We start from the raw sequence: 12,784 nt of genomic DNA on the forward strand, positions 1-12,784 counted from the left end.
AGGACCCGAGATGTCCCATTCCGAACCGGCCCAGAAGGGCCTTTACGGCCAGGCCCTGCGGATGGCCCTGCGCAAGTGCGATCCCCGCAGCCTGATTGCCAACCCGGTGATCTTCGTCACCGCCCTTGTCGCCGCAATGACCAGCGTGCTGGCGCTGCGCGACCTGTTCACCGGCGCGCCCCATGCGGGCGTCAGCCTCCAGATTGCCGCCTGGCTCTGGATCTGCGTGCTGTTCTCCAACTTCGCCGAGGCCCTGGCCGAGGGGCGCGGACGCGCCCGCGCCGATGCCCTGCGCGCCACCCGCACCCAGACCATGGTGCAGCTTCTGGCCGATCCCGAGGATGACGCGCCCCGCGCCGTCCCCTCGGACCAGCTGAAGCCGGGCGATCTGCTGCGGGTGGGGCCGGGCGACCTGATCCCCACCGATGCCGAGGCCGTGAAGGGCGTCGCCTCGGTCGATGAAAGCGCCATCACCGGCGAAAGCGCCCCGGTGATCCGCGAGGCGGGCGGTGATCGCTCCTCTCTGACCGGGGGCACGCGGATCGTTTCGGACAGCCTGGTGATCCGCATCGTCGCGGCGCCCGGGCAAAGTTTCCTCGACCGGATGATCGCCATGGTCGAGGGCGCCGAACGGCAGCGCACCCCGAACGAGATCGCGCTGAACATCCTGCTGGCGGGCCTCAGCCTGATCTTCCTGATCGTCACCGTCACGCTGGAGCCCTTCGCGCGCAGCGCCGGGCTGGTGATCCCGGTGGTGACGCTGGGCGCGCTGTTCGTGACGCTGATCCCCACCACCATCGGTGGGTTGCTCTCGGCCATCGGCATTGCCGGGATGGACCGGCTGGTGAAGGCCAATGTCATCGCCCGTTCGGGTCGCGCGGTCGAGGCGGCGGGCGATGTCGACACGCTGCTGCTGGACAAGACCGGCACGATCACCTTCGGCAACCGCATGGCCGATGCCTTCCTGCCCGCCGCCGGTGTTCCCGAACGCGCGCTGATCGAGGCGGCGCATCTCGCCTCGCTTTCCGATGAGACGCCGGAGGGCAAGTCCATCGTGACCCTGGCGCGCGAACGCCTGCCGGAGCTGGCGCAGGATCTGCCGAAGGGCACGCCCGTGCCCTTCACCGCGCAGACCCGGCTGTCGGGTCTGGACCTGCCGGAGCGCGCGCTGCGCAAGGGCGCCGTCGATGCGGTCGAGCGGCTGACCGGCGCGGCGCTGGAACCGGCGCTGAAACGCGCGGTGGAAGAGATCGCGCGGTCCGGCGGTACGCCGCTGCTGGTGGCGGAAGACACCCGGGTGCTGGGGGCGATCCACCTCAAGGACGTGATCAAGCCCGGCGTGCGCGCCCGTTTCGCGGAACTGCGCGCCATGGGCATCCGCACGGTGATGATCACCGGCGACAACCCCCTGACCGCCGCCGCCATCGCCGCCGAGGCCGGGGTCGATGACTTCCTGGCCGAGGCGACGCCCGAGATGAAGCTGGACTACATCCGCCGCGAACAATCCGGCGGGCGTCTGGTGGCGATGTGCGGGGATGGCTCGAACGACGCGCCCGCGCTGGCGCAGGCCGATGTGGGCGTGGCGATGAACGCCGGCACGCCTGCCGCCAAGGAGGCCGCCAACCTTGTCGATCTGGACAGCGATCCCACCAAGCTGATCGAGATCGTCATGGTCGGTAAGCAGCTGCTGATCAGCCGCGGCGCGCTGACGACCTTCTCGATCGCCAATGACGTGGCCAAGTATTTCGCCATCCTGCCGGCGATCTTCGTGGCCGCCTATCCGGGGCTCGGGGGGCTCAACATCATGCACCTGCACAGCCCCGAAAGCGCGATCCTCTCGGCGGTGATCTTCAACGCGCTGATCCTGGTGGCGCTGATCCCGCTGGCGCTGCGCGGGGTGGGCTATGTGCCGGCCTCGGCGGCAGCGCTGCTGCGCCGCAACCTCTCGCTCTACGGTCTGGGCGGGCTGATCGTGCCGTTCATCGGCATCAAGGCCATCGACCTGGCCATCACCGCCCTTGGCCTTGCCTGAAAGGAGCTTTCCGATGCTTGTCCATTTTCGTCCCGCCCTCGTGCTGCTGCTGGCGCTCTCGCTGCTGACCGGGCTTGCCTATCCCCTGGCCGTGACCGGCGTGGCCGGGCTGATCTGGCCCGCCCAGGCCGCTGGCAGCCTTGTGCGGCAGGGGGACCGGATCGTCGGTTCCGCGCTGATCGCGCAGGGGGAGGACCGGCCCGCCTATCTGCATCCGCGCCCCTCCGCGGTGGATTGGAATGCCTCGGCCAGCGGCGCCTCGAACCTCGGGCCGACCTCGCGCGATCTGGCGGGGCAGGTGGCGGATCGTCGTGCTGCCTATCAGGCGCAGAACGGCGTCGCCGCGCCCGGGGATGCGGTGACCGCCTCGGGTTCGGGGCTGGATCCCGACATCTCGCTTGCCAATGCGCTGGCACAGGCGCCGCGCATCGCCAGGGCCCGGGGGATTGCGCCTGAAAAGGTCCGCACGCTGATCATGGACCGGGTGCACCGCCCCTGGCTGGGGCTTTACGGGGTGCCATACGTCACCGTGCTGACGACCAACCTGGCCCTTGACGAAGCCTTCCCGGCACAGCCCTCTGGAACCCGGTAAGGAGAGACGATGATGCCGGACAGGACCCGCCCCGATCCCGAGGCGCTGCTGCCCGAAGCCCGGCGCGAGGGGCGGGGAAGGCTGAAGGTCTTCCTCGGCGCCGCGCCGGGCGTGGGCAAGACCTACGCCATGCTGGAGGCCGCCCGGCGCCGCCGGGACGAGGGGGCCTCGGTGCTGATCGGCGTGGTCGAGGCCCATGGCCGCGCCGAAACCGAGGCGCTGCTGCGCGATCTGGAGGTGCTGCCGCGTCAGCCCTTCTACCACGGCGGGCGCATCCTGCACGAGATGGACCTGGACGCGCTGATCGCGGCGCGCCCGGATCTGGCGCTGATCGACGAGCTGGCGCATTCCAACCTCTCGGGCACCCGCCACGAAAAGCGCTGGCAGGACGTGGAGGAGGTGCTGGCCGCCGGCATCGACGTCTTCACCACGCTCAACGTCCAGCATGTCGAGACGCTGAACGACACGGTGGCGCGGATCACCGGCATCCGGGTGCGCGAAACGGTCCCGGACCGGGTGCTGGAAGAGGCCCACGAGATCGAGCTGGTCGATCTGCCCCCCGACGAGCTGATCGCGCGGCTGCGCGCCGGCAAGGTCTATGTCCAGGACCAGGCGGCGCGGGCAGTGGCAAACTTCTTCGCCAAGGGCAACCTGACGGCGCTGCGGGAACTGGCGATGCGCACCGCCGCCGACCGGGTCGATGCGCAGCTGCGCGAACACATGGCCGCCCATGCCATCGAGGGGCCCTGGCCGACGCAGGAGCGCGTCCTGGTGCTGCTGCCCGACGGGATCGAGGGGCGCGACGCGGTGCGCATCGCCAAGCGCGCGGCGGACCGGGCGCGGGTGGAATGGCTGGCGGTGGGCCTGACGGAACTGTCGCGTGAAGGCACCGGCGTGCCGCGCCCGGCACAGGCGCTGCGTCTGGCCCAGCGTCTGGGGGCCGAGGTCAGCCAGCTTCAGGTGGACCGCGATCCGGGCGCCGAGATCCTGGACTATGCCCGCCGCCACAACGTGCGCCGCGTGGTGCTGCCGCGCCCGCCGCCCCGGCCCTGGGCGGCGCGCCTGCTGCGCCCGCGGGCCCATGAACGCCTGCTGCGCCAGCTCCTGCGCGAGGGGCAGGATTACGAGCTGACGCTGGTTGCCGATAGCGCTGCGCCGCGCCGCGGGCCTGCGCGCCGACCCCGCCTGCTGCCCGCCGATCCGCTGCGCGACGCGGGCCGCGCGGTGCTGGCGGTGGCGCTGACCTCGGCTCTGGCGCTGGCCATCGACCGCTTTCTTCCGGTGGTCAGCCTGTCGCTGCTCTACATGACGGCGGTGGTCGCCATGGCGGCGCGGCTGGGGCTGGGCGCTTCGGTCGCGACCGCCGCGCTCAGCTTCTTCGTCTACAACTTCCTCTTCACCCGGCCGCGCTACACGCTTGAGGTCTGGAGCCAGAGCGAACTGCTGACGCTGGTGCTGTTCCTGGTGGCCTCCATCGTCACCGGCAACCTGGCGGCGCGGCTGCGCAGCCGGGTGATCGCGCAGCGCGCCATCGCCGAACGCACCAGCACGCTTTACGATTTCTCCCGCAAGGCGGCGGCGGCGGCCTCTTTCGACGATGTGGTCTGGGCTGCCGTCAGCCATGTCGCCGCCGTCCTTCAGGGCGAGGCGATCCTGCTGGCCCCCGATGCCGAGGGGCGCCTTGCCATCGCCGGGGCCTTCCCGCCCGAGGACCGCATCGGCCCGCGCGAACTCTCGGCGGCGCGCTATGCCTTTGATCATGGCGAGGCCGCGGGGCAGGGATCGGGCACGCTGCCGGCGGCGCGCTGGCTGTTCCTGCCGCTCAGCGGGGCCGACCGGCGGCTGGGCGTGCTGGGCATCGCCACCCCCGACGGGCGCAGCGCCGATCCGGCCGAGCGTCGCCTGCTGGAGGCGCTGGCCGATCAGGTGGCGCTGGCGCTGGAACGCATCCGCCTGTCCGAGGATCTGGCGCAAAGCCGCGTCGCCTCGGAGGCGGAACGGCTGCGCTCGGCGCTGCTCTCTTCGGTCAGCCACGACCTGCGCACGCCGCTGGTCTCGATCCTGGGGGCGGCGGAGGGGCTGGAGCTGCCGGGCCTTGGCCCCGAGCAGCGCGGCGCCCTTACGGAGGTGATCCGCGAGGAGGGCGAGCGGCTGGATCGCTACATCCAGAACCTACTCGACATGTCGCGGCTGGGCCATGGGGCGCTGAAGCCCAACCGCCTGCCCGTGGATCTGCGCGAACTGGCGGGGGCGGCGCGTCACCGGCTGCGCGGCGTGCTGCGCCCCTTCCACCTTGAGGTGCAGATCGATCCCCGCCTGCCGCCGGTCTCGGGCGATCCGATCCTGCTGGAACAGGTGCTGGTCAACATCCTCGACAATGCGGCGAAATATTCCGATCCGGGGGCCGGGATCACGCTGGGCGCCCGGGTGCAGGGCGCGCGGGTCGCACTCTGGATCGAGGATCACGGGCCGGGCCTGCCGCCGGGCAGCCAGGAAGCCGTCTTCGACATGTTCTGGCGTGCCGAGCAGGGCGATGGCGGGCGCACCGGCACCGGGCTGGGGCTGGCGATCTGCCGCGGCATCGTCGAGGCCCATGGCGGCAGCATCCGTGCCGGCGCGCGCGCGGACCATGGCCGCGGCACCCGGATCACGCTAGATCTGCCGCTGAGCAACCCGGAGGCCCTGCCATGAGCGCCCGCATCCTGCTGATCGAGGACGAGACCGCGATCCGTCGTTTCCTGCGCGTGGCGCTGGAAAGCGAGGGGCACGACGTGCTTGAGGCCGCCTCGGCGCGCGAGGGGCTGGCGCAGGCGGCGCGCACCGCGCCCGATGCGGTGATCCTGGACCTGGGCCTGCCCGATGCCGACGGGCTGAGCGTGCTTCAGGGGCTGCGCGGCTGGTCCGAGGTGCCGGTGCTGGTGCTGTCGGTGCGCGCGGACGAGGCCGGCAAGGTGCAGGCGCTGGACGCGGGCGCACAGGATTACGTGACCAAGCCCTTTTCCACCGCCGAGCTTCTGGCGCGCATCCGCAGCCTGCTGCGCGACCGGCGCAGCGCCGAGGAACCGGGCGCCGAGATCACCCTGGGCCCGCTGCGCATCGATGCCGCCGCCCATCAGGTGCAACTGGCGGGCGACCCCCTGTCGCTGACCCGGCGCGAGTTCGACCTGCTGTGGATGCTGGCGCGCCATGCCGGGCGACTGCTGACCCAGGAGATGATCCTGCGCAGCCTCTGGGGCGAGGCCCATGCCGAAGACACCCAGTATCTGCGGGTCTATATCCGCCAGCTGCGCGCCAAGTTGGGCGATGATGCCGCCAATCCGCGCTGGATTTTCACCGAGCCCGGCATCGGCTACCGCATGGCGTCCGAATAGGACCGACAGACACGCACAGGTAATAATTCTCCCGCTGTCCGGGAGTCTCGCGTTGACATTGATATTTTAGTGTATCAGTTTCAGGGGGCGCCCGAGGAGGGGCGCCTGGGCTGGCTCTGGGAGGACCCCCGATGAATTCCGACATCTGATCGTCCACGGCCCGGGGCCGTGGCGCAGGGTTTCCTGCGGCCTGTCTCCGGGCGTTCCATACGTACCGATATTTTAACGGCCCGCTGCCCGGGCCGGCCCGTCGCACCGGGGTCCTTTGGCCCCGGCCCGTCACCCCATGCGGGCGCAGGAGGCGCCCGTTCGACTTCCGAGGAGGAGACCCCCATGAAGACCCGGACCCGCGCGGCCCTGGCCGCGATCCTGCTGAGCGTCGCACCCGGCGTGCTGCTGGCAGAGACGACCTTTCCCAGCCCGATGAACTACGGCGCCCATGCCGGCGTGCCCCTGACCGAGGTCGGCACCTATCCCTGGCTGGCCAATGCCGCCGCGCTGACCAACGATGGTCATATCTTCCTCGGGATGCCGCGCTGGCCCGGCTTCGAGAAGACCCCCGGCATCGCAGAACTGAGCGTGGTCGACAATTCCCTGTCGGCCTTCCCGGGCGGCGACTGGAACACCTGGGAAAGCGGCAAGCCCACCGCCGATGCGCTGGTCAACGTCAACACAATCCACATCTTCGATGACGATACGCTCTGGGCGGTCGACCAGGGCTCTCCGTTCTTCGGGCCGCAGGTGGATGATGCGGCGGCCAAGGTGCTGCAATTCGACACCAAGACCGGCAAGCTGCTGCGCAAGATCACCCTGGGCAAGGATGTTCTGCCCGAGGGCGCCTCGCTGAACGACCTGCGGCTGGATGCGGAAAACGCCTATTTCACCGATTCCGGCAAGGGTGCCATCGTCATCGTCAACCTCAAGACCGGCAAGGCGCTGCGCCGGCTGGCGGGGCATTTCTCGGTCACCGCGAACCCCGCCCGCCCGCCGATCGGCGAGAAGGGGCAGATGCTGATGAAGAAGGACGGCTCGCTGATCCATGTCCATTCCGACCCGATCGAGATCTCGCCCGATGGCCAGTGGCTGTATTACCAGCCGCTGACCGGGCCGATGTACCGGGTGCCGACCAAGGCGCTGCGCGATCCCGACCTGTCCGAGGCCGATCTGGAGAAGCAGGTGGAATTCGTCTACGACACGCCGCCGCTGGTGGGCACGGCGATGGACAGCAAGGGCAACCTCTACATGGCCGAGATGGACCGCCCCCGGATCACCGTGCTGACGCCCGATGGCGCGCTGCATGTGCTGGCCGAGGATGACCGGCTCTGGGGGCCCGACGCGATGTTCATCACCGCGGATCGGGAGCTTTACGTGCCGATCCCGCAGACCGGGCGGATCGCGGCGAACCGTGGCCCGGATGGCAAGGACATGATCCAGCCGCCGTTCCACCTTTACAAGATGGCGCTGCCCGACTGGCTGGGTGACCGCGAGGCGGTTCCGCCGGTCTACCAATAAGGCCTGGCAGCAGGCCCTGGCGCGTCCCGGGAAGGCCGGGGCGCGCCTGCAGATCAATGGCGCAGCGGCGCGGCGGTGCTGCGGCGATAGGTTGCCGGGGCGACGCCCTCCCAGCGGCGGAAGGCGCGGGTGAAGGCACTGGGTTCGGAATAGCCCAGCCGTTCGGCAATGACCGAAACGCTCAGCTTCGGTACGGCCAGGTAGCGCGCGGCCATGCGGCGGCGTTCGCCTTCAAGCAGGTCGGCAAAGCTGGTGCCGGCATCGTGCAGCCGACGTTGCAGCGTCCAGCGCGGCATCTGCAAGCGCTCGGCCACGAAATCGAGGTCGAGGCCCGGCTCCGAGAGGTTTTCGCGGATCAGCGCGGCGGTGCGGGCGGCGGTGTCGGGTTCGGCCTGGGCCATGCCGAGGCTGCGCAGGTTGCAGCACAGCAGCTCGCGCAGGGCGGCATCGGCGCCTGGCATCGCGCGGGCGCCGTCGGCCTTGCGGTAGACCAGGGCATTGGTGGCCTGGCCAAAGCGCACCGGGGCGCCGAAGGCGGCCTCGATCTGGGCGCGGTCGCCGCAGTCGGGCTGTTCCAGGTCGATCAGCTCGGGGCTCCAGCCGGGGCCGGCGGCGTGGCGGAAGACGTTGCAGTACATCCCCATCGTCACCAGCGCGTCCTGGCGGCGTTCGGCCACGCGCGCGGGGTCGATGCGGTAGCTCAGCCAGCACAGCCCGTCCTGCTGGCACAGGGTCGTCGTGGTGCCCTGCTGGTGCCAGGGGAAGAAGGTGGCCAGGTTCTGCGCCGCCTCGCCCAGATTGGCCGAGGAGGTGGCGATATAGCCGATCAGACCCAGCATCTGCGGGGTGAAATCCTGCCCGTAGGCCAGGCCGAAACTGCCGTCACCGGTCCTTTCGGCACCGTATTCCATCATCCGGCAATAGGTGCCCAGATCCATCTGGCGCGTCGGCGCCGAGAGGGTCTCGGGGTCGAGGCCCAGCGTGCCGAAGAAACTGTCCTGGCAAAGACCGTAGCGGCCGATGAAGCGGTCCATGCCGGTCGCGGCGGCACTCAGAACTTGCGGGGTTGAAGCGTGCTGCATCGTTCCCTCCACTCACAACTAGAGGCGTGCGATGCAACCTGGGGCGTCGGAGTGCAATCTTCGGGGCGCGCGGCGGCTTGCGAAAGGACTCATTTCTTAAGCGTTTGCCTAAAAATGAAACAGACCGCCCGGGGAATGGGCGGTCTGCAAAGTGTACAGCTCTGGGAAGCTGGGGATCAGTCCTGCAGCGGATCGTGGACCTGACCGCGGGTGCGCAGCCAGGTGGCGCCGGTGCCGATGGCGACGAGCACGGCGAAGAGCACGAAGATCTCGAAGTTGTAGATGATCATCGCGGCCATGGCGAGGCAGGCGAGGCCCAGGGCGATGGCGGGCAGCACCGGGAAGAGCGGGGCGCGCCAGGGGCGTTCCAGGCCGGGCTCGCTCTTGCGCAGCTTGAAGAGCGAGAGCATCGACATGATGTACATGACCAGCGCGCCGAAGACGGCCATGGTCACGATGGTGGCGGTCAGCGACTGGCCGGCCACCGAGATCAGGCTGTCCGAGTAGATCGCCGCGACGCCGACGATGCCGCCCGCGATGGTGGCCACGTGGGGCGTCTGGAAGCGCGGGTGCAGGGCCGAGAAGACCTCGGGCAGGAAACCGGCACGCGACAGGGCGAAGATCTGGCGGGCATAGCCCATGATGATGCCATGGAACGAGGCGATCAGGCCGAACAGGCCCAGCCACACCAGCATGTGCGTCCAGCCAGAGCCTTCGCCGACGACGCGGATCATCGCCTGGGGCAGCGGGTCGTTCAGGTTGGAAAGCTGCGTCCAGTCACCCGAACCGGCGGCAAAGATCATCACGCCGAAGGCCAGCACGACCAGCGTCAGGATGCCGGCGATATAGGCGCGCGGGATGGTGCGGTGCGGGTCGCGGGCCTCTTCTGCGGCCAGGGCCACGCCCTCGATTGCCAGGAAGAACCAGATCGCGAAGGGAATGGCGGCGAAGATGCCGCCGATGGTCGCCACCGAGAAGGTGTCGGAGCCACCCCAGCCGCCGGCGGTGAAGTTGGCCAGCGAGAAAGCCGGAGAGACGACGCCCATGAAGACCAGCAGTTCGAAGACCGCCAGCAGCGTCACCAGCAGCTCGAAGGTGGCGGCGACCTTCACGCCCGCGATGTTGAGCGCGACGAAGATCACGTAGGCGCCAAGCGCTGCGGTCTTGGGATCAAGGCCGGGGAACTGCACGTTGAGGTAGGAGCCGATGGCCAGCGCGATGGCGGGCGGGGCGAAGAGGAATTCGATCAGCGTGGCAAAGCCCGCGATGGCGCCGCCCACGGGGCCGAAGGCACGCCGCGCATAGGCGAAGGGGCCGCCGGCGCGCGGGATCGCCGCCGTCAGCTCGGTGAAGCTGAAGATGAAGGCCGTGTACATCACCGCCACCACGATGGTGGTGATCAGGAAGCCCAGGGTGCCTGCGCTTTCCCAGCCGTAGCTCCAGCCGAAATATTCCCCGGAGATCACCAGCCCGACGGCCAGCCCCCAGAGGTGAAATACGTTGAGGCTCTTGGCGAGCTCTGTCTTGCCTGCGGACATGTCCGTCTCTCTCCTGTCGGTGAGGTGTCTGGTAAGGGTCTTGGTCTTCTTGGTCTTTCCAGTGCCCCCGAAGGGGCGGGCGGCCCCGGGTCAGTCCGGGGCGCCAATGCCTTTGGCGGGATCGGGCGCGGCCAGGGCCGGCGCCTCTTCCTTCAGCCGGGTGCCGGTCAGGCCGCGCGCACGGGCCTCGCGGACCAGCCAGGCCAGCTTGGCGGCGGCGGTTTCATAGCTCTGGCCGCCGCTGGTGTGGATGTTGGACAGGCAGTTGCGCTCGCTGTCCTGGCGCCCGGTGCGGGGGCCGTAGGTCAGGTAGAGGCCCATGCTGTCGGCCACCGTCAGGCCCGGGCGTTCGCCGATCAGCACCGCGACCATGCCGGCCCCCAGGGCGCCGCCGATCTCGTCGCCGATGGCAACGCGGCCCTCGCGCACCAGCACGACGGGGCCAAGGGTCAGGTCCGAAAGCTGTTCGGTCACGATCTTGAGGAAAGGCGCCGCATGGGTGGCGATGGCCGCCGAGGACAGCCCGTCGCAGACCACGAAAACCAGATCCGGCGCCGGATCGGCGGGGGCCAGCGCGGCGCGGTCCGCGTCGCTCAGCCGGCGGCCCAGATCGGGGCGGCGCAGGTAGGTCGGCCGGTCGGGCGCGGCCGAGGCCATCCGCAGCACCGGCAGATCCGGCAGGCCGGCGGCAAGCGCGTCGAAATCAAGCGGCGCATGGACGGCGTCGCGGGCCCGGGCGGCATCGGCGCGGAAGGTGTTCAGCGCCCCCGTGGGCAGGCCCGCGCCATTGCGCCCCAGCCCGATGCGGGCGGGGGTGGCGGCGCGCAGCCGGGCCCAGGGATCCTGAACGGGCGTGTCGTCGGAGGGATGGTCGGTCATGGCGCGATCCTTCTCGGGCGGCTCGGGCGGGGTCAGGCGGGCAGGGCGGCGCGGCGCCCGGCCATGGACTGGATCAGCCGGTGATCCTCGGCGCGGATGCGGCCTTGGGCATCGACGATCTGCATCTTCTCCAGCCATGCCTCGAATTCCGGGGCGGCGCGGCGCCCGAAGCTTTCGCGCAGGTAGAGGACATCGTGATACGACAGCGACTGGTAGTTCAGCATCACGTCGTCGGCGCCCGGCACCGCGATGAAGAAGCCGCATCCCGCATCCGAGAGCAGCGTGACCAGACCGTCCATGTCGTCCTGATCGGCATTGGAATGGTTGGTGTAGCAGACGTCGCAGCCCATCGGCACGCCCATCAGCTTGGCGCAGAAGTGGTCTTCCAGCCCGGCGCGGGTGATCTGCTTGCCGTCGTACAGGTATTCCGGCCCGATGAAGCCCACCACCGTGTTGACCAGGAAGGGATCGAAGGCGCGCGCCACCGCATAGGCGCGGGTTTCGACCGTCTGTTCGTCCATGCCGTGATGGGCATTGGCCGACAGCGCCGCGCCCTGTCCGGTCTCGAAATACATCAGGTTCTGCCCGACGGTGCCCCGGTTCAGCGAGCGGCCGGCATCATGGGCCTCGGCCAGCATGGCCAGGTCGATGCCGAAGCCGCGGTTGGCGGCCTCGGTCCCGGCGATGGACTGGAACACCAGATCCAGCGGCGCGCCCCGGTTGATGATCTCGATCGAGTTGGTCACGTGGGTCAGAACGCAGCTTTGCGTCGGCATCTCGTAGGACTGGCGCAGGTCGTCCAGCAGCTCGATCAGGGCGATGGCGGCGGGGACGTTGTCGGTGGCGGGGTTGATGCCGATCATCGCATCGCCCACCCCAAAGAGCAGCCCGTCGATGATGCTGGCGGCGACGCCTGCGGGATCATCGGTCGGGTGGTTCGGCTGAAGCCGGCTGCTGACCCGCCCCGGCAGACCCATGGTCGAGCGGAAGGCGGTCGTCACCTCGATCTTGCGGGCGACCGCGATCAGGTCGCGGTTGCGCATCAGCTTGCTGACGGCGGCGGCCATCTCGGGGGTGATCCCGGGGGCGAGGCGTTTCAGCGCGGCGGTATCGGCGGCGTTCGAGAGCAGCCAGTCGCGGAACTGGCCGACGGTCATATGCGCCACCGGCGCGAAGGCCGCCGCATCGTGGCTGTCGATGATCAGCCGGGTGACCTCGTCTTCCTCGTAGGGTACCAGCACCTCTTCCAGGAATTCGCGCAGCGGCAGGTCGGCCAGGATCATCTGGGCGGCAACCCGCGCCAGCTCGCTCTCGGCGGCAAGGCCGGCCAGCTCATCGCCCGAACGCAGCGGAGAGGCGGCGGCCATCACCCGCGCGAGGCTGTCGAAGCGGAAGGTCTCCTGGCCGAGGGTCTGGCGATAGGTCGGCATGCGATTCTCCGGATGGATCGGGCTGTGACACGCAAGGCTAGCAGGGCGGGCCCCGGCAGGACTTGACCGCGGAACACAAAAGCTGGGCATCCCGTCGCACCGGTTGCGGCCTGCGGTCACGTCGCCGTGAGGCGCCGCCGGATTCGGCACCCGGGCGGCGCCTTGCCGCAGCAGGCTGGACCCCGTGCCCCGACGCGATATCTTGGATGGGGTGCCGCAGGGGCAGGCGGGCGGAAAGCTGCCGCCGGTTCCCCGGCTTCGGCGTCTTCCCGGGCCGCTGCCGTGCGATCCCATCTTTTCGCCGGACGGGTTTTCGGCATAGCGACACCGAACCGTCATCGCCCCGGT

9 protein-coding genes are annotated in these 12,784 nt (G+C 69.6%); 5 read left to right on the forward strand and 4 right to left on the reverse strand.

The genetic code is table 11. The features are described 5' to 3' along the window. Positions 1 to 10: 10 nt before the first annotated feature. The 5 genes from kdpB (at position 11) to KM176_RS06640 (ending at position 7,507) form a co-directional block, all read left to right on the forward strand. Positions 11 to 2,032 carry a potassium-transporting ATPase subunit KdpB gene (gene kdpB / locus KM176_RS06620; RefSeq protein ID WP_160892654.1) on the forward strand — a complete coding sequence of 674 codons (2,022 nt, stop codon included), beginning with the start codon at positions 11 to 13 and terminating at the stop codon, positions 2,030 to 2,032. A gap of 13 nt (positions 2,033 to 2,045) precedes the next feature. After that, entirely contained in the window at positions 2,046 to 2,624 is a 579-nt protein-coding gene (gene kdpC / locus KM176_RS06625) for a potassium-transporting ATPase subunit KdpC (protein WP_160892656.1), read from the forward strand. Between the two features lie 9 nt (positions 2,625 to 2,633). After that, positions 2,634 to 5,315: a sensor histidine kinase gene (locus KM176_RS06630; RefSeq protein WP_160892658.1), complete on the forward strand. Its 2,682-nt coding sequence runs from the start codon at positions 2,634 to 2,636 to the stop codon at positions 5,313 to 5,315. Next, a complete protein-coding gene (locus KM176_RS06635) occupies positions 5,312 to 5,995 on the forward strand; it encodes a response regulator (RefSeq protein WP_160892660.1) in 684 nt (227 codons plus the stop codon). Before KM176_RS06630 ends, KM176_RS06635 begins: the two co-directional genes overlap by 4 nt. 333 nt (positions 5,996 to 6,328) lie before the next feature. Beyond that, complete coding sequence (locus tag KM176_RS06640; RefSeq protein WP_160892662.1) at positions 6,329 to 7,507, forward strand: L-dopachrome tautomerase-related protein; 1,179 nt, start codon at positions 6,329 to 6,331, stop codon at positions 7,505 to 7,507. Between the two features lie 53 nt (positions 7,508 to 7,560). On the opposite strand, the gene qhpR is transcribed toward KM176_RS06640, so the two are convergent. The 4 genes from qhpR to KM176_RS06660 all read right to left on the reverse strand — a co-directional run bounded on the left by qhpR (position 7,561) and on the right by KM176_RS06660 (position 12,436). Then, a complete protein-coding gene (qhpR, locus tag KM176_RS06645; RefSeq protein ID WP_160892664.1) occupies positions 7,561 to 8,589 on the reverse strand; it encodes an AraC-like transcriptional regulator QhpR in 1,029 nt (342 codons plus the stop codon). Positions 8,590 to 8,765: 176 nt separating this feature from the next. Next, positions 8,766 to 10,127, reverse strand: coding sequence for an ethanolamine permease (eat, locus tag KM176_RS06650; protein WP_160892666.1), 1,362 nt, complete (start codon positions 10,125 to 10,127; stop codon positions 8,766 to 8,768). Positions 10,128 to 10,217: 90 nt separating this feature from the next. Then, the gene (eutC, locus tag KM176_RS06655) at positions 10,218 to 11,006 is read right to left on the reverse strand and encodes an ethanolamine ammonia-lyase subunit EutC (protein WP_160892668.1); all 789 of its coding nucleotides are present in this window, start codon (positions 11,004 to 11,006) and stop codon (positions 10,218 to 10,220) included. Between the two features lie 32 nt (positions 11,007 to 11,038). Next, complete coding sequence (locus KM176_RS06660; protein ID WP_160892670.1) at positions 11,039 to 12,436, reverse strand: ethanolamine ammonia-lyase subunit EutB; 1,398 nt, start codon at positions 12,434 to 12,436, stop codon at positions 11,039 to 11,041. Positions 12,437 to 12,784: the final 348 nt, after the last annotated feature.

Source organism: Pseudooceanicola endophyticus (assembly GCF_018760365.1).
GTDB classification, from domain to species: domain Bacteria; phylum Pseudomonadota; class Alphaproteobacteria; order Rhodobacterales; family Rhodobacteraceae; genus Pseudooceanicola; species Pseudooceanicola endophyticus.

Excerpts from the sequence above, each read along its gene's own strand:
- kdpB (WP_160892654.1), top strand. The coding sequence starts at position 11 with ATGTCCCATTCCGAACCGGCCCAGAAGGGCCTTTACGGCCAGGCCCTG.
- kdpC (WP_160892656.1), top strand. The coding sequence starts at position 2,046 with ATGCTTGTCCATTTTCGTCCCGCCCTCGTGCTGCTGCTGGCGCTCTCG.
- KM176_RS06630 (WP_160892658.1), top strand. The coding sequence starts at position 2,634 with ATGATGCCGGACAGGACCCGCCCCGATCCCGAGGCGCTGCTGCCCGAA.
- KM176_RS06635 (WP_160892660.1), top strand. The coding sequence starts at position 5,312 with ATGAGCGCCCGCATCCTGCTGATCGAGGACGAGACCGCGATCCGTCGT.
- KM176_RS06640 (WP_160892662.1), top strand. The coding sequence starts at position 6,329 with ATGAAGACCCGGACCCGCGCGGCCCTGGCCGCGATCCTGCTGAGCGTC.
- qhpR (WP_160892664.1), bottom strand. The coding sequence starts at position 8,589 with ATGCAGCACGCTTCAACCCCGCAAGTTCTGAGTGCCGCCGCGACCGGC.
- eat (WP_160892666.1), bottom strand. The coding sequence starts at position 10,127 with ATGTCCGCAGGCAAGACAGAGCTCGCCAAGAGCCTCAACGTATTTCAC.
- eutC (WP_160892668.1), bottom strand. The coding sequence starts at position 11,006 with ATGACCGACCATCCCTCCGACGACACGCCCGTTCAGGATCCCTGGGCC.
- KM176_RS06660 (WP_160892670.1), bottom strand. The coding sequence starts at position 12,436 with ATGCCGACCTATCGCCAGACCCTCGGCCAGGAGACCTTCCGCTTCGAC.